This window comes from Shewanella sp. FDAARGOS_354 (assembly GCF_002209245.2).
Classification (GTDB): Bacteria; Pseudomonadota; Gammaproteobacteria; order Enterobacterales; family Shewanellaceae; genus Shewanella; species Shewanella xiamenensis.
Window position 1 is genome coordinate 3112029 of the sequence record NZ_CP022089.2, and the last position, 25368, is coordinate 3137396.

The window sequence follows — 25368 nt, forward strand, 5'->3', positions numbered from 1 at the left end:
CTAAAGTCGGGAACTTAAGCGCCACTCTTTAAACGGCGCAAACTTCGCTGCAACCGGCTATCTTCTTCCCGCACAGATAACATCACCTCTTCGATGTAACTTAAATGTTCATTCGAGGCTTCTCTAGCGGCTTCAGGATCACGACGAACGATAGCAGCGAGCAGAGCACGTCTGTGATCGTTAGCCATAGTGGAAGCTTCTTCGCGGCGGCTTAAAAGCTCCAGGTTTTGCGCCACATTCTTATGCAGCACAGGGGTTAAACTGAGTACGAGATGCAACATAGCCACATTGTGTGACGCTTCAGCGACGGCGCGATAGAAGCGCACAATAGCAGCAGCTTGTTGTTCGATATTGGTGGCGGCTTCTACCTCAAGGATCATCCGCTTGATATTTTGCATATCGGCGTCTGTGCCACGCAGGGCGGCAAAATAGGCCATCATACCTTCGGTCGCATGACGAAACTCCAGCAAGTCATATTGGCTTTCTGGATCGGCAGTCATTAATTCAACGATAGGATCGGCAAGACTCTGCCAGAGTTGCTCTTTGACATAAGTACCGCCGCCTTGACGGCGCATTAATAGCCCTTTCGCCTCAAGTTTTTGAATCGCTTCACGCAATGAGGGACGAGATACTTCGAACTGGATGGCCAGTTCACGCTCCGGTGGTAATTTCTGGCCCGGCTGTAAACTGCCTTCGAGGATCATTTGCTCGAGTTGCGCCATGATCACATCAGAAATTTTTGGCTGATTAATTTTACTATAGGCCATTTGGCGCTCAGCTCCGTTGTAAATTGGTCTTACCAATTTTTATGAGTGAGCGCACTTTATCAAATCACACTTTTGATGTCCAGATTGAAAATCAACCTTAAAAGGTGATCTCACTCAAAACAGCTCACGATGAGAGAGCATAGCCTAAAAAACTCATCATGGGGTCAGACCATTAAACCACAGCAAGAGCAGGTGCTAGCGGCTAGGTTCTGGAGCGCGGCAAAAAGCGCAGCTGCTAGAAAAAGCAGAACGGGCTGCGCCCTTATAGATTCTAGATTTTAGGTGCTAGGTTCTAGGCTCTAGATTCTAGAGCCACGAAGTGGCGTCCTAGAGCAGCGCTTTTTGCTGCGTCCTAGCAGCGAAGCGCCCTAGATTCTAGAAGCTGCGTCTTTCTTATTAACTCACCAACCCAAAAATAGTCAGCAGTGATAACACAGCAACCATCAGCGTAAAGTTGCGTTTGCTTAATACTAACAATGCTAAGGTCGACTGCACACAAACAGGCGCGCTAGACATCTCGGGCAAAGGCTGGGCAGCGAGTGCCGTTTCAGTGACCACTTGCCTAGCACTGGCATTGATATTTAACGCATTATTGCGCCACGCCGCGAGCCCTTCACTAAACTGACCACTGAGCGCATAGCCAAAGGAAAACACTCGGCTTGGGAGCCAATCAAACGCAAACATAATATCTTCAATCAGCGGTAAATTAAGTGACTTACGTATATTTTCCTCCGCATAAAAGCGCGCAGTGCAATATAACACAGCCCCCACAGGTCCAAGAAAAATAAGGCATAATGCCACTGCACCGTAGTAACGATAGTTAATCCAAGCAACGCTCTGCCCGACCTTGGCACCTAAATCTTTTTCCGAAACCGCCTCCAAACACTCACTGCAATCTAATTCAGCGGCATAGTGATAACAGGCCTGCACATCGGAGCGACACGCCGCCTGCATATATTTTTTAAAGGTATCGCGCTGTTTTTGATGATTAAAACAAATAATCGCCACCAGCACCCATAGCGCGAGACTTAATACTCCCCAAAACATACCCGACGCAATCCAACCCAACAGATAAACCACACCCGCGGGCAATATCAAAGCCAGCAACATATTAGCGTTATTAAGCGACGCTTTATCGCCAAAAAAGCTGGATTGGTAAGATTGCAGTACACGATCACACTGCCAAGAGGCGGGAAGAAACTTTAGTCGCTCCACAAGAATGGCGACCAGTAATGAAAATAATGCCATCGATAGTACTCCTTGTAAAAAAGCAGGACGGACTAGAAAAAGCAGAGCGGGCTTCGCCCTGCTAGGCCCTAGGTTCTAGGCTCTAGGTTCTAGGCTCTAGAGCGCTGCAAAAAGCGCAGCTGCTAGAAAAAGCAGAACGGGCTGCGCCCTTATAGAATCTAGATTTTAGGCTCTAGATTCTAGAGCGAGCTTGCGAGCGTCCTAGCAGTTGCGCAGCAACGTCCTAGATTCTAAAAGTCGCGAAGCTTTGCTAAATATCTTTCCCAGTCAAAGCTTGGGCCAGGGTCAGTTTTACGCATTGGCGCAATATCACAATGCCCAACAATCCGCTCGACACTCAAGCTAGGGTATTGTGCAAACAAGGCTTGAGTCAATTCAACAAGTTGCTGATATTGTGCGGCAGTATAGGGCTTAGTATCCGTCCCTTCGAGCTCAATGCCAATGGAAAAATCATTACAATTTTCCCTTTCACCATAACGGGACACGCCAGCGTGCCAAGCTCTATCTTCACAACTGACATACTGCACACATTCACCATCGCGGCGAATTAAAAAATGAGCTGATACCTTAAGCCCCGCTAAATCGGCGAAAGTTTCATCGGCACTGGTATCTAAACAGCCTTGAAATAATTGATCAATGTAAGGTAAACCAAAACATCCCGCGGGCAGGCTGATATTGTGGATCACCAACAGACTAATCTCCCCAAAGGGGCGTTGATTAAAATGTGGCGATTCACAGCGCCGCGCCGCGCGATACCAACCAAACTCAAAACTCATGTTTACTCCTTAAAAGCAGAACGGGCTGCGCCCTTATAGATTCTAGAGCGAGCTTGCGAGCGTCCTAGCAGTTGCGCAGCAACGCTCTAGGCCCTATATCCTAGCAGTTGCGTAGCGACGCTCTAGCACCTAGCGGCGCAGCCATGATAATCTTAAGCCCAAATGCAAGCAGGCAGACGATTGACCCATGTTAACCCATGCCCACTCGCCCGACGTATAAAAGCAAGGACTCCGATCATGCTAGAAAACGATATTCGCCACGCCGTAAAAACCGCGCTCAATGAAGATCTTGGCGGCACTGAAATCAACGAGCATACCAAAACCATTGCCTACGGTGACATTACTGCCGAACTTATTCCGGCAGATAAATATGCCGAAGCGACCTTAATCACCCGCGAAGAAGGGGTTTTTTGTGGCAAAGCTTGGGCAGAACAAGTCTTTAATCAATTAGGTGGCGAAGTCGCGCTGCATTGGCATGTCGATGATGGCGATCTTGTGTTACCCAATCAAGTCTTGTGTGAATTATCCGGCCCCGCTCGCGCCTTATTAACGGGTGAGCGCACCGCGATGAACTTTATCCAAACCTTATCCGGTGTCGCCACCCTCACCAAACACTATGTAGACAAACTTGCAGGCACTCACACACAGCTGCTCGATACCCGCAAAACCATTCCAGGACTGCGCACCGCCCAAAAATATGCTGTCACCTGTGGCGGCGGTAAAAATCACCGTATAGGTCTATTTGATGCCTTCTTAATTAAAGAAAATCACATTATGGCCTGTGGTGGTATTCGCCAAGCGGTGGATGCAGCGCGCAGTTTACACCCCAATAAACCCGTTGAGGTCGAAGTCGAGTCCTTAGCCGAACTGGCATTAGCACTGGATTCTGGCGCAGATATCATTATGTTAGATAACTTCGATATCACTATGATGGTCGAAGCGGTTGAACTGAATGCAAAAAGCCAAGCTAAAGGTAAAGGTGCAAAACTTGAAGTCTCTGGCAATGTGACCTTAGACACCTTAGCGGAATTTGCCAAAACGGGGGTGGATTATATTTCCGTCGGCGCTCTCACCAAGCATGTCCGCGCTTTAGACCTATCAATGCGACTGAAAGGCTAGAAAAAGCAGAGCGGGCTGCGCCCTTATAGATTCTAGGTACTAGGTTCTAGTAGCAGCCCATAAGCCGTCATCCTCGCGAACGACTGCATGGATGCAGGAGGTAGAATAACGCAGGAGCAGTTATCGACGAGGGGATCCAGCTTTATGCATTTCAGCTCTAGCTTCTAGAGCGAGCTTGCGAGCGTCCTAGCAGTTGCGCAGCAACGTCCTAGATTCTATCTTCCCAACCTTTACAGCATAACCCCACTAAATACGCACATTAAAAACAGGTATAACTCGCGTCGATGTTTTGACTCTGTGTTAAATGCGTCAACTTAACTAACATTGTCAAACATTTGTTAGAACGCAATACGTTTTAGCGTCAAGTTTTTAGACAAAATAATCATTTAATTAATACTTTATGCGTAAAAGTTGTTTCATTTTACTTAACTTACCTGAGCTTCGGATAAGAATTTAGCTCCCAAAAGGAACTAAATGCTCGTTCCCTGATCCGATCATTCGACCAAGAGTGATTAGAAAAAGGAACGAGCATGAACAAACTAGTTGAAACTTACTGTGATGTCGATGATTTCTGTCAGTTATTTATCCCACATTGGCAACGCTTATTGCTTGATAATGGTGAAATGAAGCGTAATAGACCTTGTCGCCTTTCTCCCGCAGAAGTGATGACCATTATCATTCATTTCCATCAATCACATTACCGAGATTTCAAAAATTATTATCTGCACTATGTTTGTCGCCAGCTAAAACCCTATTTTCCAGAGTTGTTGAGCTACACTCGTTTCCTTGCATTAATGCCTAGCGTCGTTGTCCCTATGTGTAGCTATCTGACTTCAAAGCTTGGAAAGCCAACGGGAATTCAGTTTGTCGACTCCACTAAAATTGAAGTCTGTCATATTATTCGAGCGAAGCGAAATAAGGTTTTTGAAGGCATTGCCGAACATGGAAAGGGAACTATGGGCTGGTCGTTTGGATTTAAACTGCATCTTATTATCAATCACTTGGGTGAAATTGTAGCGTTAAAACTGACGAAAGGTAATGTCGATGACAGGCAACCTGTCAGTGAAATGGCTGAGTCTCTTTTTGGTAAGCTTTATGGTGATAAAGGCTATATTAGCCAAGCCCTAACAGGTGAGCTTTTGGAAAAGGGCGTTGAGTTAATCACCACAGTTCGTAAGAACATGAAGAAAAAGTTTATTTCTCTATGGGATAGAGCAATCTTAAAAAAGCGATTCATCATTGAAACAGTGAATGACCAATTGAAGAACATTTCCTATATTGAACACTCAAGACACCGCAGCGAGCATGGGTTCATGCTCAATCTACTTGGTGGATTGATTGCATATTGTTTAAAAGAAGAAAAGCCATCGTTAAATCTAACAGCTCAGGAGCTTGAACTGTTAGATAGCTCTAATTTAGTGCTGGCTTAACCAGATCTGAGGTTAACTTTGTACTAACTTTTACCTAGGCGAGATGGCCGTTTCGGCCTTCCTTATCAAAATGAGCTCAAAGTGAATTGTCGCTAGCCAAAAAACCAGCAATTCATGCCAAGCAATTAAGATAAGCAGCCGAAACGAACACAATCGATAAATGACACTTTGCACTGTATTGGAGTTAAAAATGAAAGGTATCAAAATGAATAAGAATGCTCAGGGTTTTACCTTGATCGAACTGATGATTGTAGTAGCCATTATCGGTATTTTGGCAGCTGTGGCATTGCCTGCATATCGTGATTATGTTGTTACTGCTGATGGTGGTGCAACAATGAAAACTATTGGCGGCTTATCTTCTACTGCTGCTGCTTGTGTAAGTTCAGGCATCGGATGTAAGACAGTTAACGATAACATTAAAGCTGCTGGTGCGACAGGAACTATGGAACCAGAAAAACAAAGCACTTACACATTCGCTACAACTCGTTGCAAAATTACTGCAACTGTAGAACCAACTGGCGCTGTGGCTTATGCCGTTGAAGCTGTCGGTGACAATGATGTAAAACTTTGCGAACAAGGTGCAGGTGTAAAAGCTAGTACCTAATCTTATTCTTTTATAGAAAGCCCCTTAAAGGGGCTTTTTTATTTTTATCAATTAATTATCCCAGTTAACCATAATCTTGGATACATTTGCGGATTAAGCGCGGTATCACCAAGGCTCGCGATTAACAGTGCACCACAGATTATCACTGCTGCCATTAATACCACTTTCCAAGGTAATGCAATCACTCGCAGTTGATAGTGACGGCAATTAACAGCCAATAATGCCACCAATAATGCTTGGGATAATGGCATGACAATTACCCCGTCAAACATGGCATAAATCCATAGTGCGCATAGTGCAAATGCCAACACTATATCGGTAGTGTCCTTCTCTATGCCTATATATGAGCCTGTGTCGAGGCTACATTGTGAGTTTTTAGCTAAATGCTCACTCGGTTTTTCCCCTAATAAGGTAAGCCGCTTTAATATTGACCATAATATTATCAGCGACCAACTCGTAGCCAAGATAAACGCAACCACACCAAACTCATATAAAAACTGCATGAGGGCATTATGTGGGTGAGCATTAGGTAAAGGTCTTGCTTCTGCCCATGCAAAACTCATTGGCCCGTAACCTAAGCCAATACGTTCAGGGATCGCATGCAAAATATAAATCCACATATCAATACGGCCAGAGCTATTGGTTCTTAATTGCCAAATTGGGCTATCAAAAATAAACAGTGGAATAATAATGATCAGCACCAGCCATAAAAGCGTGCCGAAAGCCACCGCCTTTAAAATAGGGCGAATAAACCCTTTACGCAGATCGGTAGATAAAAAGCGATATACCACAACAGCCGCCACTACCAGCGCTAATACTGCGCCGCGAGCCTCTGATTGCAGCAGGATTAACCACAACACACTAAAGGTCACCATGGCTGCCCGTTTATATTTTTTAAGTGGTTCGATATAAAAAGACAAACACAACAACGGTAGCAGCATAACTTGCAATTGATTGAAAAACCTTACATTCATAAAGCCTGCCACTAAAGAATGCACATCTGGCCGATTAGCATCGAGTGCATGAAAAAACAGCAGCAAAAAAAACTTAACCGCAATACAAATCGAGAAAAATAATGCAAATCCAAAAAAATATTGTAGCGTCAGATTTCTGCCAATGTCAGTTATGAGTACACCTAAGATATAAAACAAACAGAGCAGCAAAAAAAAGTTGGCTAATTCAAGTAATGACCAAAATGGATGCTGGCTAAAAAGGGTTGATATAAAACCAAGTATAAATAGGCTTACCACCACCCAAAGTGTAAAAGGCGATGGGGCTATCATCGGAATACTCGATCGCCACAAAAGGCCAACCGCTGAACACACGATAAATATAATTACTAGGATTCGCTTAAGATCGTAAGCGTTATCCACCCCCAGATATCCTGTGATATAACCTGATAATACCGAGCCAAGTAAAAATAGCGCGAAGAAAGTGAGCAGGATAATCCGGCTAAAAATCGGAGTTGATTGCAATATCTGTTTCCTTAATTGAGCATTCCATCACGTATTTATCCCACAATATTGGCGTTAAAGTGCATCACCAAATCACCGATTATTTACGCGTTCTAGTCAAGTAAATCGAAGTGACTTTATTATAAGGCATTGTTATTTATCGACCATTAATCCACAGTACAGTTTATGGTAAAATATAGCCATTTTTGAAAGCTGTACATAAATTCGCATCCTTATGATGATACTCATTTTTTTGTGATTATTTGAGCTTTTTTATATATGACAAATAACCATTTTGCCGCTATGATGGAAAAACTAATGGAGATAGGAGTTTTTCATGCCATCCGCTGGCCTTCACCTGGGATTATCCACCCTTTTCATCCGTAAAGGTCTGCTTAATGAAGAGCAGATGGCGAGTGCCATCACCAAATCCCGCCAAAACAAACAGACCTTAGTCACTACCTTAGTGCAAACTAAGCTCGTGTCTGCTCGCAGTATTGCCGAGCTTTGCTATGAGGAATATGGCACTCCGCTGTTGGATTTAGCCGAATTTGATGTTAGCGCCATCCCTGAAGAGTTTCTGAATAAAAAACTGATTGAAAAACACCGCTGCTTACCGCTATTTAAGCGCGGCAATCGCCTCTATATCGCCACTTCCGACCCCACAAATATTGCCGCCCTTGAGGAATTCCAATTTAGTGCTGGCCTACATGCCGAAGCGATTTTGGTGGAAGAAGATAAGCTCGCTAAGGCCCTTGAAAAGGTACTAGAAGAAGATATTACTGGCCTTGATTTAAGCGGCATGGATGAAGCAGCACTTGCTGGTATTGAAGTTACCGATACCGATAAACGCAATGAAGACAATGCTGGTGAATCCAGTGATGATGCCCCTATCGTCATTTATATCAATAAGATATTAACCGATGCTATTCGTAAGGGCGCTTCAGACTTACATTTTGAGCCCTATGAAAAACGCTATCGTATCCGTTTTCGTATCGATGGTATTTTGCATGAAGTCTCCGAACCGCCCATTAGTTTAGCTGGGCGACTCTCGGCGCGCTTAAAGGTAATGTCAAAACTCGATATTGCCGAGCGCCGCGTCCCCCAAGATGGCCGGATTAAAATGAAGCTATCCCGCACTAAGTCCATCGACTTTCGGGTAAGCACCCTGCCGACCCTGTGGGGCGAGAAGATTGTAATGCGGATATTGGATTCCTCATCCGCACAATTAGGCATTGAAAAACTAGGTTACGAACCCGATCAAGAAAAGCTTTACCTTGAGATGCTGGCTAAACCCCAAGGGATGATTCTGGTCACAGGCCCCACGGGTTCGGGTAAAACCGTTTCGCTCTACACCGGCTTAAATATCCTCAATACCGCCGAGCGTAATATCTCCACTGCCGAAGATCCGGTGGAAATTAACCTTGAGGGTGTAAACCAAGTTCATATTAATTTAAAAGCGGGTTTAACCTTCGCCTCGGCACTACGCTCCTTTTTGCGCCAAGACCCCGATGTGGTGATGGTCGGCGAAATCCGTGACCTTGAAACCGCCGAAATTGCCATTAAAGCGGCACAAACTGGCCATTTAGTATTATCAACACTGCATACCAACTCGGCGGCAGAAACACTCACCCGTTTAATTAATATGGGCGTACCCGGCTATAATATTGCCAGCTCAGTTAATTTAATTATTGCTCAACGACTTGCACGGCGACTTTGCCCTGAATGCAAGCAACCCGAACAAATACCTGAACATGAGCTACAACGTTTAGGCTTTAGTGATGCACAAATCGCCCAAGGGTTTACCACCTATAAACCCGTGGGTTGTGAGCATTGTTCTGGTGGCTATAAAGGACGGGTCGGCATTTACGAAGTGATGAAGATGTCAGATGAAATTGCCCGTACTATTATGGAAGGGGGTAATTCATTACAAATTGCAGGCCAAGCTAAAGCACAAGGGATGCGCGATCTGCGTCAATCAGGGCTACTAAAAGTGATCCAAGGTGTCACCAGTATTGCCGAAGTGAATCGGGTAACCAGTTTTTAATAGCGGGACGGACTGCGCCCTTTTAGAAGCTAGGCTCTAGATGCTAGAGCGAGCATGCGAGCGTTCTAACAGTTGTCAGCAACGTCCTTCTTAGCTTTACAACCAACAGGGATAATTTATGGCTACGGCAACCACAGTAAAAAAGCCTCGCCCAAAAAAGATTGAGCAAAAAAGCCAACCTAAAATTTATACCTTTGAATGGAAAGGTGTTAATCGCGACGGTCAAAAAACCAGTGGCGAACTGAGGGGGGCCTCTGCTGCTGAGGTTCGTAGCAAGTTAAAATCTCAAGGGGTAAATCCTAAAACCGTTCGCAAACAATCGGCCGCCTTATTTAAATTAGGCGATGCCAAAATTACCCCTATGGATATTGCGATGGTAACTCGGCAAATTGCCACCATGCTTGCCGCTGGGGTGCCATTAGTGACTACCATTGAACTACTGGGTCGCGGCCATGAAAAAGCAAAAATGCGTGAGCTGTTAGCGACAATTCTATCGGAGATCCAATCAGGTATTCCCTTATCCGATGCTTTACGCCCCCACCGACGCTATTTTGATGATCTCTATGTTGACTTAGTTGCTGCGGGTGAACATTCAGGCTCACTCGATGTAGTGTTTGATCGTATTGCGACCTACCGTGAAAAATCTGAAGCATTAAAATCTAAGATTAAAAAAGCCATGTTTTATCCGGCAGCAGTAGTAATAGTCGCTATTTTAGTAACAGCACTATTATTACTGTTTGTGGTGCCACAATTTGAAGATATTTTTAAGGGCTTTGGGGCCGAGTTGCCTGCTTTTACCCAATTAGTGCTGCAAATCTCCCGCGGCTTACAATCCTCTTGGTATATCTTTTTGGGTGCCATAGTGGCTGGCGTATTTTTATTTGTGAGGGCTCATAGGAACTCACAAATCGTGAGAGACAGAGTTGACGAAGTCATCTTAAAAATTCCAGCTATTGGTCCCATTCTACACAAAGGCGCTATGGCGCGTTTTGCCCGTACCTTAGCCACCACCTTTGCCGCTGGTGTCCCCTTAATCGACGGCTTAGAATCAGCCGCAGGGGCATCGGGCAATGCGGTATACCGTAAAGCCATCTTAAAAATCCGCCAGGAAGTGATGGCCGGGATGCAAATGAACGTGGCAATGCGAACCACAGGGCTGTTCCCCGATATGCTGATCCAAATGGTGATGATTGGCGAAGAATCAGGCTCTCTTGATAATATGCTTAATAAAGTTTCAACTATCTATGAGATGCAAGTAGACGACGCTGTCGATGGTTTATCCAGCCTAATTGAACCTATCATGATGGTGGTCATTGGTACTGTTGTTGGTGGTCTTATTGTCGCTATGTATTTACCCATCTTCCAAATGGGTAAAGTGGTTGGTGGCTAGAACGTTGCAAAAACCGCAGCAGCCAGAAAAAGCAAAACGGGCTACGCCCTTATGGATTCTAGGTTCTAGAGCAGCGAAGCGTCCTAGAGGCCTAAAATCCGTTTTACATTGAACAATATAATTAAGTAAGAATAATGACTGAATTTTTCACTTTATTGGGTCACACTTTTGACCAAGCACCATGGCTTTTTATCTGCTTAAGTTTTGTGTTTGCCGCAACTATTGGCAGTTTTTTAAATGTGGTTATCCATCGTTTTCCGGTGATGATGAAGCGCGAATGGCAACAGGAATGTAATCAGTATCTGCAGGAATATCATGCAGATGTAGTCAAACAAGTCGGTTTAGAAAAGCTTAACAAGCCTATAGATAACTATCCTGAAAAATACAATCTAGTGGTACCAGGTTCTGCCTGCCCTAAATGTAAAACCGCCATCAAGCCTTGGCATAATTTGCCGATTATGGGCTGGTTAATGCTCAGAGGAAAATGCGCAGCCTGCAGCGCGCCAATCTCCGCCCGTTACCCAATCATTGAATTGATAACTGGTTTACTCATTGCTACATTGGCTTGGCATTTTGGCCCCAGCGGGCAATTTGTGTTTGCTGCAGTATTAACCTTTGTATTGATTGCGCTCACCGGAATCGATCTGGATGAAATGCTGCTTCCCGACCAGATGACACTTCCCCTGCTATGGTTAGGACTACTCATTAACCTCAACCATACCTTTACCAACCCAACCGATGCGATTATTGGTGCCGCAGTAGGCTATTTAAGTTTATGGTCGATTTTTTGGCTATTTAAGCTGTTAACCGGTAAAGAAGGCATGGGCTATGGTGACTTTAAACTGCTTGCCGTATTTGGTGCTTGGCTTGGTTGGCAAATGTTGCCACTGGTGATTTTACTTTCATCCTTAGTGGGTGCCCTCGTAGGCATCACGCTGATCTTGACCAAACGTAATCAACTGGCAAATCCGATTCCCTTTGGTCCTTACATTGCCGCCGCAGGTTGGATCGCCCTAATATGGGGTCAACCTATTGTGGATTGGTATTTAAGTACGTTATAGAACTGGCTTCGGCCTTATAGATTCTAGGCTTTAGGTTCTAGAAGGAGCGCAGCGACGCCCTAGCAGGACGAAGTCTAGTCCGTTCTAGGTCCTAGCAGCGTCACGTCCTTCATCGCTTTTAAGAGAGTTTTATGTCCAAATTTGTTGTCGGTTTAACGGGCGGGATTGGCAGTGGTAAAACGACCGTGGCGAATCTGTTCGCGGCAGAAGGTGTTTGCCTAGTCGATGCCGATGTCGTTGCCCGAGAAGTCGTCGCACCAGGCACCTACGGATTAAACGCCATTATTGACCATTTTGGGACAGAAATCTTAACGGCTTCGGGCGAGCTTGACCGCGCAAAACTTAGGCAGCGAGTGTTTAGCGATGAACAAGCGCGTCAGTGGTTAAATCAACTGCTGCACCCTATGATCCGCCAAGAAATGCTTTTGCAAGTCAAAAATGCCACCTCAGACTATGTAATTATGGTTGTACCCTTGCTATTTGAGAACGGGTTAGATAGGTTAGTCAATCGGACTTTAGTGGTGGATATTTCGCCAGAATTACAAATAAGCCGTACCGTAAAGCGGGACAATGTCGATGCAACTCAAGTAAATAACATCATTGAGAGCCAGTGTAGCCGCAGTGAAAAACTCGCTAGAGCCGATGACATTATTGATAATCAGGGAGAGATATCAACGCTAAAACAAGAGGTGCAAGCATTGCATCAGCGCTATTTACAATTATCTGGTAATCACAACGCCCATGACTGACTTAGTTTATGAACAGCCTTTAAATGAGAAGATCCGCAGCTACTTGCGGCTCGAATACCTCAACAAGCAGCTCTGTAATAACCTAAATCACGACCACCAGCATAGATGTTTCTACCCTCTGTTTTCCCTGTGCGAGCTCTCGGAGCGCTGCGACTACCGCAATGAGGTCCTCAAAGATATCGAGCGAAATCTACTGCAACTGAGCAAATGGCAAGAACTCGAGCATGTCGATAGCGAACAAATCCGCTTTTATATTCAAGCCTTAACCCAAGCCAGAGAACCATTACAACGCCCCGAACGCTGTGGGAGCCAGCTAAAGCAAGACAGATTCTTATCAGCGCTCAGGCAACGCTTTGGTATGCCAGGTGCCTGCTGTAACTTCGACCTTCCCCAACTGCATTTTTGGCTCGCCAAACCCTGGGAAGAAAGACGCCAGGATTATCAAGCTTGGATAAGTCACTTCGATCCCCTACTCACACCCATCACGCTTTTGCTTCAACTGACCCGCAGTACCGCTGATTTCGATAATGCCACCGCTCATGCCGGTTTTTATCAAGGGGATAGCACTCAAGCCCTGTCATTAGTTAGAGTCAAAGTCGATGCTTCCCACGGTTGTTATCCCACGATCAGTGGCCATAAAAATCGTTATGCCATTCATTTTGTACAATTCGATCAACAACGCCACTCAGACCGAAGCATCGAATTCTTACTAGCGACCTGCGCGTGAAGCCTTTACACTAACGCCATTGATAACCGTTATTCGTTATTCGTTATTCGTTATTCGTTATTCGTTATTCGTTATTCGTTATTCAGCAGTAAATCAAGAGATCCCCATTATGCCGTTAACCGTCAACTGCCCAATTTGCAAAACCCCAGTACAATGGAGCCCTCAGTCAGAGTTCAAACCTTTTTGCAGTGAGCGCTGTAAGATGATCGATCTCGGTGATTGGGCATCGGAGAAACACGCCATTCCAGTCAAATCTGAGTTTGATGTCGACGCTTTAGACGAACTTGGTTACGACGAAGAAAGCTTCTTTAAAGAATAAGCCTCATACAACAACTCCGTATATTTACCAACGGCCAGAACCGACGAGTCTCGGATTGTTGTTCATACAGTGATAAGTAGAAATTTATGACAAAACGTATTCATGTTGCCGTGGGCATTATTCTTAATACTGACGGACAAATCCTACTCGCCAAGCGCCCAGAGCATTTACATCAAGGCGGCAAATGGGAATTTCCCGGTGGAAAAGTGGAGCAAAACGAAACCGTTACCCAAGCCTTAATTCGTGAGTTAAAAGAAGAAGTGGCGCTTAACGTCCATTCGAGCGAACCTTTTATGGCCTTAAGCTACGACTACCCAGATAAACAGGTACTACTCGATATTCACACTGTGAGTGACTTTACGGGCGAGGCGCAAGGGCTTGAAGGACAACAAATCGTCTGGGTCGATAAGCACGAGCTCACCCATTACGACTTCCCTGATGCTAATAAACCTATCCTCGCCAAGCTATTAGCACAAAACTAATCACATCTTTTTATGGGTAACAGCCAGATTTACATTAGCGATACGTGATCTGGCTTGCAGCTAATTCATTCACAACTTTTACAAAACGTAAATTAGTGCTTGAATGCAAATTCATTATTCTTCTTCGATTTTGAGGGCATATCATGCACAATAACGTTAAAGCATTACTCGCCACGACCGCGTTATTTTTTAGTTGCCAAGTACTAGCAAATGGCGGCTGTGGCTTTGAAGAGCAAAAACAGGGCTTGATTGCCACCTGCAGCGAGGAGAAACAAGAAGTGATTTTAACCGGTGTAGTTGAAGCGCAACATTTAGTAAAAGATCTCAATGAGTTTGCTGAGGGCTACAAGAGCTATCAGGTGGATACCGCAGCCTTAGCCCCTCTTAAAAATATCGCTGAGCCAACCGAAATTGTGGTCATCATCGGCACTTGGTGCCCAGACTGCCATCGCGAAACACCACGCTTTATTCGCATTATGGAAGAAGTGGCTAACCCCAATATCAAAGTGACTTATATTGGGGTTGATCGCAGCAAGCAAGATCCAGAAGGACTGGCGGCAAAATACGAATTCAAACGTATTCCCACCTTTATCGTGCTACAACAGGGTAAAGAAATTGGCCGTATCGTTGAGCGTCCAACCGTCTCCCTCGAAAAAGATTTAGTCGAGATTTTAAACTAATCTCGAGTCGCTAAATAATAAAGGCCGCCAAGTGTACACTTGGCGGCCTTTATCTTTTAAAAATGGATTTGAGGTTAAATCGCTTCTTCTAAAATTCGCTGTGCCAGCATCACTAACACGCCCTCACGCAGTGCGCCGCCCGATAGCGCCAACTGCTCAATCCCCAAGAATTCAAAGAGCGCGAGTAAAATCGCCACTCCAGCAGCAAATGTCGGTGCGCGCTCGGCACTTAGGCCGATAATCCCCATAAGGCTGGCATGTTCTTCGGCAAGGATTTCCGCTTTAAGCTGATTCAGCACAGCTAAGGTAATGATTTCAGACTGCTTACGGTGCATTAAGACTTCGACCACAGATTGCACCGCGCCAGAAGCCCCTACCACACAGTGCCATCCTAAGTCTTTTAACCTTTGTCTATGTTCACCTAAGACTTCCAACACTTCCTGCTTGGCATCGTCAAAATCGAGCTCTTGTAACGGGGCATTGTTAAAGAAGCGACGGTTAAAGGTCACACTGCCCATAGGCAAACTGGTCTTAAACTGAACTTGGTGACCATCACCGATAATAAACTCGGTACTGGCGCCACCAATATCGATCACTAAACGTCGACCTTGGCCGCAAGTGGTCGCCACCATACCTTGATAAATCAGCTCCGCTTCACGCATACCTGAGATAATCTCAATCGGATGACCCAAAAGCGGAATCGCCTTCTGATTAAACTCATCGGAATTATGGATACAGCGCAGTGTCGCGGTAGCAATTACAGCGACATGATTAGGATGGATTTTATGCAGCGCTAACATTTGGGCAAACATTGCTAGACAATCTAGGCCACGCTGCATCACTTCTGCGGTTAGATGACCATCTTCGCCAATGCCTTCGGCTAACCTTACTTTACGTTTGTATTTAGCAATAATGTGTGGCTGACCGCCTTTTGTCTTAGCGATCAGCATATTAAAGCTATTAGAGCCTAAAGTAATGGCGGCATAAGCGGGTGTTGGCATTTAAGGCTGTCTACGCGTCCTGTCATGGCGAGGTGGACGACCACCACTACGATGTGCACCTTGAGTACGACTCACCCCAGAGCGCTCACGTAAATTACGAGCTCCCGCTGGATGTTTACGATGAATCTTAGCTGGCTGTGGAATATCATCCAGTAAGGCATCGCGGTCATAATTACTCACTGGGATTGAGTGATTAATATAAGTCTCAATCGCTGGCAAGTTTAGTGCGTATTCTTCACAGGCAAAACTAACTGATACCCCTTTGTTACCCGCTCGCCCAGTACGACCAATACGGTGGACGTAATCTTCACAATCATCTGGTAAATCATAATTGTAAACATGGGAAACATCGGAGATATGCAGGCCGCGTGCAGCCACGTCAGTCGCAACCAAGATATCTAATTGACCTTGCGTAAATTGCTCTAGGATTCGAATACGTTTCTTCTGTGGCACATCCCCAGTGAGCAAACCCACACGGTGACCATCACCCTCAAGCCAAGCCCATAAGTTCTCACAGCTATGCTTAGTGTTTGAAAAAACAATGGCTTTCTCAGGCCAATCTTCTTCAATCAGCGTTAGCAATAAACGCATCTTATCTTCTTGGGAAGGATAGAAAATTTCTTCTTTGATATTCTTTGAGGTTTTTTCTTCGGGGGCAATTTCGACTTTCACCGGATCATTCATATGATCATAAGCCAACTCTTGCACCTTCATTGAAAGCGTCGCTGAAAACAACATGTTCAGGCGCTGATCGGCATTAGGCATGCGTCGGAATAAGAAACGAATATCCTTGATAAAACCGAGGTCGAACATACGATCGGCTTCATCTAACACCACGGCTTGAATCGCATTTAAGCTAATAATGCCCTGACGCACATAATCGATAATCCGTCCGGTTGTACCGATTAAGATGTCAACACCTTGGTCTAGCACTTTACGTTGGACGTCGTAACTCTCACCACCGTAAACAATCCCCACCTTTAAGCGAGTATGTTTCGCGAGTAAAATCGCGTCCTTAGCAATTTGAATGGCTAATTCACGGGTGGGCGCCATGATAATGGCACGCGGTTGATTTAATTGACGTCCTTCAGGAATCGGGGTCGACAATAAATGGTTAAATGTGGCAACCAAAAACGCCATAGTCTTGCCAGTGCCCGTCTGAGCTTGGCCAGCGATATCTTTTGATTGAAGTAATACGGGTAATGATAACGCCTGAATCGGCGTACAAAATTCAAAGCCGTTCTCGGCAAGGGCCTGTTTAACCTCAGGATGCAGAGGTAAGTCGGCAAATTTTTGATTTGATAAATGTGTTTGGCTCATAGCGCAAGCATACCATTTGGGGTTGCAATAAGATACTCGATCGTTTGAAATAGCCACATTGTAAAAGGTAACTTGAAAAGCTATTTTTCAGCCCCAATATACATGGTAAGCCATTAACAAACCAGCAATGGCAACCAAACTGGAGAACATCATGAGCGATAAAATTATATACCTGAGCGACGACAGCTTCGAAAACGACGTATTAAAGGCCGATTTACCAGTATTGGTAGACTTTTGGGCTGAATGGTGTGGTCCATGTAAAATGATCGCGCCAATCCTTGACGACGTTGCCGAAGAGTATGCCGGTCGCGTGACTATCGCTAAATTAAACGTTGACCAGAACAACGTTTCTCCAGCGAAATACGGCGTTCGCGGCATTCCAACATTGCTGTTATTCAAAAACGGTGAGTTGGCAGCGACCAAAGTTGGCGCGCTCTCTAAAACTCAGTTAAAAGAGTTTATCGACGCACAAATCTAATTTGTTGTCGTTATGAGTGACCTCCGGCACAAGCTGAAATTAAATTGTGCCGGAATGCCCCTAAATTTCTGGACGCCCCGCTTTGTTAGTGCTACTTTAATAACCAGATTCTTTCTAACTAAACCACTTCTCGCTCGTCAATCACTATCCTGAATCACAAACTTTACTGATTGATCGCGGTAAGCTTTGTCGCGTAACACAAGATCCCCAACATGAACTTAACTGAATTAAAAGACACGCCGATATCCGACCTAGTTTCGCTAGCCGAAAACATGAAACTCGAAAATATGGCCCGTGCTCGCAAGCAGGACATTATTTTCTCCATCCTTAAAGCCCACGCCAAAAGTGGCGAAGACATTTTCGGTGGCGGCGTATTAGAGATACTCCAAGACGGATTCGGTTTCTTACGAAGTGCAGATGGATCTTACTTAGCTGGCCCTGATGATATTTACGTGTCACCAAGCCAAATTCGCCGTTTCAACATGCGAACGGGTGACACCATTTTTGGTAAGATTCGTCCACCAAAAGAAGGTGAACGTTATTTTGCCCTGTTAAAAGTTAACGAAGTTAACTTTGATAAACCTGAAAACTCTCGCAATAAAATCCTCTTTGAAAACTTAACCCCACTCCACGCAGAAGAACGTATGCGTATGGAGCGTGGTAATGGCTCAACTGAAGACATCACTGCCCGTATTCTGGATTTATGCTCACCTATCGGTAAAGGTCAACGTGGTCTGATCGTTGCGCCACCAAAAGCGGGTAAAACGCTATTACTGCAAAACATTGCGCAATCCATTACCTACAACAACCCTGAAGTGGTATTGATGGTTCTGCTGATCGATGAACGCCCAGAAGAAGTAACCGAGATGCAACGCCTAGTTAAAGGTGAAGTTATTGCATCTACCTTCGACGAACCAGCAAGCCGTCACGTACAAGTGGCTGAAATGGTTATTGAAAAGGCTAAACGTTTAGTCGAACACAAAAAAGACGTGGTGATTCTGCTCGACTCTATCACCCGTTTAGCGCGTGCTTACAACACTGTAATCCCTTCATCAGGCAAAGTGTTAACCGGTGGTGTGGACGCCAACGCACTGCACCGTCCAAAACGCTTCTTCGGTGCAGCACGTAACATCGAACACGGCGGCAGCTTAACCATTATCGCTACTGCGTTAGTCGATACCGGTTCTAAGATGGACGAAGTGATTTACGAAGAGTTTAAAGGTACTGGTAACCAAGAGCTGCATCTGTCACGCAAAGCCGCTGAAAAACGCGTTTTCCCTGCGATTGACTTTAACCGCAGCGGTACTCGTCGTGAAGAGAAGCTGACAAATCCTGACGAACTGCAAAAAATGTGGATCCTGCGTAAGATCCTCAATCCAATGGATGAAGTCAGTGCAATGGAATTTCTCATTGATAAGCTGGCGATGACTAAGACTAACGAAGAATTCTTCACCGCGATGAAACGCGCAAAGTCTTAAGCCATATAAGATTGTATGAATAATAAGGCCGCTCACTGAGCGGCCTTTTTTTACGTTTTACACATGGTGATGGATTGCAAAGCCGCGAGTGCGGCTCACTCGATTCAAGTGACTTAATCAAGCACAGGCAAATAACTGAGTACTAACTGATCTCGGCTTAGTTGCCCATCAATTATCTCACCTACTGTACCGTTGTTTAACTTGATGGCAAGCGTGGCCTCGCCGACCTGCGCCTTAAAGGTTTCCATTTCTTTAATTCGGTTGATCAGCGCCAATGCTAAAGTGTTTTCTGCGGTCGCAGCATACACACGGCCATTTACTGTCACTTCCGCTTGTGTGGCTAATGCAGGGCCGGCTAGATGAATACCGACGTATTCACGCCATACTCTGGCTTTTTGCTCGCCTTGATAATCACTGTCAACCGATGCAAGCACCACTTGGCGTAATATCATCTGCAGTAAATTGCTCTTACCTTTTGGCTGGCCGTTAACAGTATCAAATTGGAAGTAACGTGAAACTGAACGATCGTAATTAGGTAATGGCTCAATACTTTGTTGGGCAAAATCAGTGTAATAAGGCAGATAGCTATCGAGCTTACCACTCACGCCACAGCTTTCGGTAAAGAGCGGCGTGCTACCACGAGTCAGCCCAGGGCCTTCACCCATGGTCATCTTACACAACATGTCTTGGAACACTGGACCCACATTCGGTAAATCAACCAAGGCTTTATAACCACGACTCGAAGTACTACGTGGGGTGGTACGTGACACTAAGGCTCGCACGGCTAACAATTTATCAGGCCATACACCTAACACGTCGCGCTCATTCACATACGGATGGTTAGGTGAGGATGCAGGCGTTTTAATACCGTTGAGTAAGCGGCCCGAAAAGCTAACATCAGCCGTTAATAAATCCTGAAATTGAGGATTTATTTGCGATTTAATGATCAACTCTTTCAAGGCTTCTGGGGAATCAGAGAACTGACTGATCACCTCACCCGGCTCAAATTGCGCCTTCATATCGCCGCTTTTAAAACGATATTGCTCAAGTACCTTAGCAAAATTGTACTGCTGTCTTAACGCTACGCTGCCATCAGCTTGCTTGTATGTGACGTCCAATGTGGCGTCGTTTTCTCCCACTAGCTTAAGGAAGAAATCGGCCGACTGATTCATTGCCCGCTGATTCGCACAATACCAAGCCTCGCTACCTGCCGCAGCCAGTCGGTCGCACTCACCAGCAAAAAAGTTTTCTGATAGACCAAACAATTGCTCTAAAAAGCTCACATCTTCAATGAATTGACGTATCTCATCAAACTGAACTTTGCGATTAATGGTGTAACTTAGACTATGATCCTCAAACAAAGATTGACGATTATGGCGTAGGTTCATGGTCTCGTAGCTATCAAAATACTTATCGATATAGAACTGGTTAATATCATCTAAGTTTTTACCCGCATCACCACGATTACAGTTGCTGTTAAGAGACACATGTTCATCTGTGCAATAAGAATACTGACGTAGGCTATTGTTTTGCTCAATATTGTAAAGCGCGCCAAATCGGGTATCCCCGTTAACAATGCCTTTGGCAAGTTCGTCGCGACGCTTAGCATCTTCCGCTTTGAGCGATACAAATTCGTTAGCCTTTGTTTCCACTTCGCGGGCATAGCCAAAACGTAACGCCGCTAAGTCATAGGGTTCAAACGTGGTTGCAAACCGATTCACGTTGTAGTCCATTTGGCTCGAAAACTCGGCATTAACAGTAATATCTGGGTAACCTGCATCGCTAAAGGCGGCTTTTAATTCCGTCAGTTGTGCTTGGTTAAAGGTATTGTCGTGGTCGCGACTCCCAGCAAAGTTATGTCTTAAGCCAAAGGTATGCCCTAATTCATGGGTCAAGGTGCCGGCAAATGCTTGTGCAGCAAGGGCTGTAGTTAATGAGTCTTGTAAACTTATCGGCAAATCTTCAAATGCCGCTAATTTACCGCCCACTTTGCCATCAACCCACATTTCGGCTTTTTTCCAATCAATTTCATGACCTTTGATACCGCGAGGTAATTCACGATTACTACCACCTGTAGCAAACACGGTATCCACATGCATCATTGAATTTTCAGACCAAAACGCTTGTGTTTTTTCATCAAAATCCGCCAAAGCATCGAGACTATTATCCTTAGGCGTTAATAACATTGATTTGGGTGCTGCAATAAGCTGCTGAGTCGGTTGTTCAAATGCCGCCGCCTCAACTGGCACAGTATCAACGCTGACATCTGGCTTGTTCAAATTCGACACATAAGGCTCGCCCGTTAACGATGTGACTGAATTCGCGTCCAATTTGCCTCTGTTATAATCTAAACGCACTTGGCGATAGTAACGTACTGCGCCTTGTTTTAGATTCGAGCTGTATTGATTGACTCGCGCACTCACAATTTCGCCTGTAAGCGGGTTTGCCGCGGATGGGCCATAACCCGCCAAACCATTATCCAGCGGTTCATCAAATAAAGTGATGTTGCTATAGCGCAGGTCGCCATGGCGTTTATCGTGGGCTTGCTCAAGTTTTATCTGTGGGAAACCCGTTTTATACAACTTGTTTTGAATGTTAATTGCCGTCACGGACTCGATAGCAGCATCCAAAAAGGGTTTATTTTTCGCATCGTAGAAATTATTACTCAAGTAATAAGTCAGTTCCGATTTGGCCGGATTGAAGCGATTCATGTAGGTACGCACATACCCGTCAACGCCCTCTGAATCAGTCGCATCACGGTAAGTATGGGAAGAGGTAAAGAAACCAAATGCGCCCTTTTCATTTTCGGCATAGGGAATCGCTTGATAGTCTTTACTGGCTAACTGATCCACCGCCACAATCGAAATAAACTCAGTGGTCGTAAAGGATAGATTGTCGAGGTTGCCACCGTAAAATTGGTTAAAGCAACTTGGTGAAGCCTGATAGGTATGCTCAATTTCAAAGTTAACCACGCCCTTAGCTAAATCCATCTCATAGCCTTTTTGGCCTTGAGTATTCACTAGTCGTGGGGCCTCTGTTTCAGTCACACATTCACCAAAGGTGAAAATGTCATTAATGCCCAGCTCGGCAATTTTAGCTTTGGCAAAATCGGGGACAAAGTAGCGCTTATCCTGCCATGTTAAATTAGCATCGGTGTTAACTTGCTCTACGTTAATACACTCACGCCATTTATCTTCGGTACATTTAAAGTCGATATATTCACCAGGAATGGTTAACACTGGCGCTTGGTTATATTCATTAGGATAACGGCTGTCATGGCCTAATCCGATATTATCTCGGTCAATTTGACGTACTTGGATACCATTCTCTGTTTTATGCAAGGTTACCAACTTAGGATCACCTTGGGTAAAACCTCGCACCTCGGCGGCATAACGCGGAGCCTTACCCACGCTGCGAATGTAGAGATATTGCCGCTCAGTGGCTTTATCGATGTCGGCAGTGGTGACTTGCTTTTCATCTTTGGGGAGTTCTTTATAAGGCTCATCACCGGCACCACACCCCACAAGGGTCAGTGCGCTGGTTATCGCCAGACATACCATGGACTTCTTCATAGATTCCTCTTAACTACTGTTTTTATAGATATTTAGTAACTGACAAATAAAAGGTTGAACTCTTTTTGTCATAAATCTCAAATCCCTGAGATGTCCCCACTTCTGGGTTATAGAAACGACCACTATTGTTATGACCAACAGCCAACACCCAGTCAGGCTTAAACGACCAACCGAGTTCTTGGGCGAAGGTAAATTGATCGTCGAGTCGACGACCGTAATAGTTTTTGGAGACTCGATAACGACCACTCACATCCAAATACCAATTAGCCGTAATTTGCCAATAAGCATCGAGTAATCCATCGAGTTGCTGTTCAACTAACACGCGCTCACCAGCGGTTTTGTATTGGTAAGCGTTGTAGCGATAGCGCGGTGAAAAATAAAAACTGAGGTTATCTAGCGGGCTCCAAAATAAGTACGCAGCAATACGCGGTGCATATTGCAACCTATCCAATTTTGATTCGCGCTCTGCGGGCAGATACACACCTAAACTGCCTTTGAATGAGACGGTATCGCTTAAGGCATACAGTGGTGTACGGTATTCCAGCAAAGGGTCATAAAAACTGGACTCTTTGCCATGCAATGTTTGCTTTTCGCCCCCAAGGGTAAACAGCACATTGCCCCAATTTGCCTTGTAATCGATCCGGCTATCGATGTTATAGGCTTGATAGGCGTAATAACTATCCGAGTCATAAATGTTTCGGGTAAACCCAACATTAACGTAGCCAGACCATTTTGCAGCTTGTGCATCCGTGGCTAACTCAAATTCATTGACAGCCAATACTTGGCCGACAAATGAAAAACTCGCCAGCATCACCTGCAAGCAGAAAAACACAGACCATTTATTTCGTCGACGAGAAATCGACGAATAATATTGATTATTCGTTGGTTGCATAATAAAACCTTGATTTATATTTTGATGAAAATATTGATAGTGAGCATGCGCTCTATATAGCGCTAGGATGTACTTGCTTGAATAGACTTTATCCAATTAAGTAAAATGGAATAGCAATGTTCCAAATTAAGAATGTAACTACGCAGAAAAATAGCTGAAATGAAATAAATAACACCAAATAAAACAAAAAAAGACAGTCCAATAAATATGCTTTCAAAATTAGTTTCACAAAACCAATTCCAAAGTGTAACGCTATATTCATTCAGTACGATTGTCGATTTATGGCCCACAAACTCACTCTGCGCCACAAGTGTCGAAGCCATTAAAAAATCATTCTTTTCAAAAGAATAAATTTCATTTTTAGCAGAAACACTTAGCGATAAGCTCAACCATAATATTCCGAGCACCAGTAATCCACCGACTATGGGATGAAGATGTTTCGGTATTTTTGAGTAATTTGTTGTGGCTAATTTAGTTAACATTTTCAGTCAATACGTCATACTATAAATAATCTCCACTGTGACCCACAGTTAAAGATACAAAACGATACATTTATCGCATCATACGCACGAAAAAAAATGCTTTTCAACTCAAGCCAGCGACAACTCATATGCAATTAAAATAAATATGAGTTAGATCAGAAAAAATTAGCGACATTAAACATAAACAACACAATTCATAACAGAAAAAACCGCCATAAAACACAATTTAAAAACAGATTAAAAACAATAAATAACAACATGCAGTGCGATTATTTACATATGCCACCATAATGCAAATAGCTTAACGGTAGTTTGGGATAATATGATGAGCAGCCAGTTGAGTTTGCAATTCTTTACAACGGCGACGTAACATTTCGCGAAGCAGTAACACCACGGGTGTGACATGTTCGCGTCCTGGGCACACTAAGTATAAATTGACCGACTCGCCGCGATATTCTGGTAACAAGGGCACTAAACGCCCAGCCATAATATCCTCTGCCAAATCTAAGCTCGACTTAAACACTAACCCCTTTCCTGCTACCGCCCAGCGGCGCGCAATTTCAGCATCATTCGCACTACGATTCCCCGTGACGCGAACTTTACATTCCTGGCCATCACGCTCAAATTGCCATTGATCGTGAGTTCTCTCATCTAACTTATAAAACAAGCAATTATGTTGTGTTAGCTGCTCTAAGGTTTCGGGTTGACCAAATTTAGCAAGATAGTCCGGCGATGCACATAACACTCTGTCGGCACTGCAAATCGGAAAGGCAACTTGATTAGAATCCTGCGGCTTACCATAACGCACCGCCACATCAATTTTATCGTGGTAAAAACTGCTGATATTGTCGCCTAAATGCAGACGCACTTGCAGCTGTGGAAAATCCAAGAGAAAGTCATCGAGCCAAGGGACAAATAAGTTTCGCCCAAAGTCAGATGAAACCGACAGGCTTAAGGTGCCAGAGACCTTACCTTTATCGCTGGCAATCGCCTGCTCTCCAAGGGCGAGATCACTTAAGGCGCGGCGGCAATGGATCAGGTAACGCTCCCCTTGAGCGGTTAATCTAAGGCTGCGAGTCGTGCGCACAAACAAACTCGTATCAAGCTGTTTTTCAAGACGTTTAATCGCTGCGCTCGCTGAAGCAGCAGAGAGGTCCATTTCGGCCGCTGCGGCCGAAATACTGCCGCAATCGGCAACGCGAACAAATAAGGCGAGATCATTAAGCAACATGATTATCAAATTTCCTTTGAAAAAATTACAAACTTTACCCCGTTTATCTAAAGGTTAATAT

General features: G+C 44.7%; 23 protein-coding genes. 13 read left to right on the plus strand and 10 right to left on the minus strand.

The genetic code is table 11. From position 1 onward, the window contains the following. Positions 1–14: 14 nt before the first annotated feature. The 3 genes from pdhR to ampD form a co-directional block, all read right to left on the minus strand. Positions 15–767: a pyruvate dehydrogenase complex transcriptional repressor PdhR gene (pdhR, locus tag CEQ32_RS14005; RefSeq protein WP_011070781.1), complete on the minus strand. Its 753-nt coding sequence runs from the start codon at positions 765–767 to the stop codon at positions 15–17. Between the two features lie 396 nt (positions 768–1163). Continuing rightward, on the minus strand, positions 1164–2015 hold the full coding sequence (ampE, locus tag CEQ32_RS14010; RefSeq protein WP_088586227.1) for a beta-lactamase regulator AmpE: 852 nt from the start codon (positions 2013–2015) through the stop codon (positions 1164–1166). Between the two features lie 230 nt (positions 2016–2245). After that, positions 2246–2791, minus strand: coding sequence for a 1,6-anhydro-N-acetylmuramyl-L-alanine amidase AmpD (gene ampD / locus CEQ32_RS14015; RefSeq protein WP_088586228.1), 546 nt, complete (start codon positions 2789–2791; stop codon positions 2246–2248). Between the two features lie 237 nt (positions 2792–3028). On the opposite strand from ampD, the gene nadC reads away from it, so the two are divergent. From nadC to CEQ32_RS23285, 3 genes are all read left to right on the plus strand, one after another. After that, positions 3029–3910 (plus strand): carboxylating nicotinate-nucleotide diphosphorylase, encoded by an 882-nt coding sequence (nadC, locus tag CEQ32_RS14020; RefSeq protein WP_088586229.1) that lies wholly within the window; start codon positions 3029–3031, stop codon positions 3908–3910. A 530-nt stretch (positions 3911–4440) separates the two neighbouring features. After that, positions 4441–5340, plus strand: coding sequence for an IS982 family transposase (locus tag CEQ32_RS14025; protein WP_088585327.1), 900 nt, complete (start codon positions 4441–4443; stop codon positions 5338–5340). Positions 5341–5530: 190 nt separating this feature from the next. Beyond that, positions 5531–5944 carry a pilin gene (locus CEQ32_RS23285; RefSeq protein WP_088586230.1) on the plus strand — a complete coding sequence of 138 codons (414 nt, stop codon included), beginning with the start codon at positions 5531–5533 and terminating at the stop codon, positions 5942–5944. Positions 5945–5991: 47 nt separating this feature from the next. Here CEQ32_RS23285 and CEQ32_RS14035 read toward each other — a convergent pair whose 3' ends face one another. Beyond that, positions 5992–6984, minus strand: a complete 993-nt coding sequence (locus tag CEQ32_RS14035) for an O-antigen ligase family protein (protein WP_192959124.1) — start codon at positions 6982–6984, stop codon at positions 5992–5994. Between the two features lie 751 nt (positions 6985–7735). Here CEQ32_RS14035 and pilB point away from each other — a divergent pair. The 8 genes from pilB to CEQ32_RS14075 all read left to right on the plus strand — a co-directional run bounded on the left by pilB (position 7736) and on the right by CEQ32_RS14075 (position 14853). Next, complete coding sequence (pilB, locus tag CEQ32_RS14040; RefSeq protein WP_088586232.1) at positions 7736–9445, plus strand: type IV-A pilus assembly ATPase PilB; 1710 nt, start codon at positions 7736–7738, stop codon at positions 9443–9445. Between the two features lie 118 nt (positions 9446–9563). After that, positions 9564–10835, plus strand: a complete 1272-nt coding sequence (locus tag CEQ32_RS14045) for a type II secretion system F family protein (RefSeq protein ID WP_047534376.1) — start codon at positions 9564–9566, stop codon at positions 10833–10835. Between the two features lie 134 nt (positions 10836–10969). Beyond that, on the plus strand, positions 10970–11896 hold the full coding sequence (locus tag CEQ32_RS14050) for a prepilin peptidase (protein WP_088586233.1): 927 nt from the start codon (positions 10970–10972) through the stop codon (positions 11894–11896). Positions 11897–12027: 131 nt separating this feature from the next. Further along, positions 12028–12645 (plus strand): dephospho-CoA kinase, encoded by a 618-nt coding sequence (coaE, locus tag CEQ32_RS14055; protein ID WP_047534370.1) that lies wholly within the window; start codon positions 12028–12030, stop codon positions 12643–12645. Further along, entirely contained in the window at positions 12638–13372 is a 735-nt protein-coding gene (gene zapD / locus CEQ32_RS14060) for a cell division protein ZapD (protein ID WP_037413632.1), read from the plus strand. The genes coaE and zapD overlap by 8 nt, the downstream gene beginning before the upstream one ends. 109 nt (positions 13373–13481) lie before the next feature. Continuing rightward, positions 13482–13691, plus strand: a complete 210-nt coding sequence (yacG, locus tag CEQ32_RS14065; protein WP_037413634.1) for a DNA gyrase inhibitor YacG — start codon at positions 13482–13484, stop codon at positions 13689–13691. An 86-nt stretch (positions 13692–13777) separates the two neighbouring features. Beyond that, positions 13778–14173, plus strand: coding sequence for an 8-oxo-dGTP diphosphatase MutT (gene mutT / locus CEQ32_RS14070; protein WP_037413635.1), 396 nt, complete (start codon positions 13778–13780; stop codon positions 14171–14173). A 143-nt stretch (positions 14174–14316) separates the two neighbouring features. Further along, on the plus strand, positions 14317–14853 hold the full coding sequence (locus tag CEQ32_RS14075) for a thioredoxin family protein (protein WP_088586234.1): 537 nt from the start codon (positions 14317–14319) through the stop codon (positions 14851–14853). Positions 14854–14927: 74 nt separating this feature from the next. Here the strand turns inward: CEQ32_RS14075 and CEQ32_RS14080 are convergent, their stop codons facing one another. Continuing rightward, positions 14928–15854: an exopolyphosphatase gene (locus CEQ32_RS14080; protein WP_088586235.1), complete on the minus strand. Its 927-nt coding sequence runs from the start codon at positions 15852–15854 to the stop codon at positions 14928–14930. Further along, entirely contained in the window at positions 15855–17174 is a 1320-nt protein-coding gene (rhlB, locus tag CEQ32_RS14085) for an ATP-dependent RNA helicase RhlB (protein ID WP_069453750.1), read from the minus strand. 151 nt (positions 17175–17325) lie between these two features. Here rhlB and trxA point away from each other — a divergent pair, with 151 nt between their 5' ends. Next, entirely contained in the window at positions 17326–17652 is a 327-nt protein-coding gene (gene trxA, locus CEQ32_RS14090) for a thioredoxin TrxA (RefSeq protein ID WP_011070766.1), read from the plus strand. 212 nt (positions 17653–17864) lie between these two features. Beyond that, positions 17865–19130 (plus strand): transcription termination factor Rho, encoded by a 1266-nt coding sequence (rho, locus tag CEQ32_RS14095; RefSeq protein ID WP_037413641.1) that lies wholly within the window; start codon positions 17865–17867, stop codon positions 19128–19130. Between the two features lie 113 nt (positions 19131–19243). Here the strand turns inward: rho and CEQ32_RS14100 are convergent, their stop codons facing one another. The 4 genes from CEQ32_RS14100 to CEQ32_RS14115 form a co-directional block, all read right to left on the minus strand. Then, positions 19244–22702 (minus strand): zinc-dependent metalloprotease, encoded by a 3459-nt coding sequence (locus CEQ32_RS14100; RefSeq protein WP_088586236.1) that lies wholly within the window; start codon positions 22700–22702, stop codon positions 19244–19246. Between the two features lie 22 nt (positions 22703–22724). Further along, the gene (locus CEQ32_RS14105) at positions 22725–23594 is read right to left on the minus strand and encodes a hypothetical protein (RefSeq protein ID WP_037426371.1); all 870 of its coding nucleotides are present in this window, start codon (positions 23592–23594) and stop codon (positions 22725–22727) included. Between the two features lie 62 nt (positions 23595–23656). Then, positions 23657–24076, minus strand: coding sequence for a hypothetical protein (locus CEQ32_RS14110; protein WP_088586237.1), 420 nt, complete (start codon positions 24074–24076; stop codon positions 23657–23659). 301 nt (positions 24077–24377) lie between these two features. Further along, positions 24378–25307, minus strand: coding sequence for a LysR family transcriptional regulator (locus tag CEQ32_RS14115; RefSeq protein ID WP_037426378.1), 930 nt, complete (start codon positions 25305–25307; stop codon positions 24378–24380). Between the last annotated feature and the right edge of the window lie 61 nt (positions 25308–25368).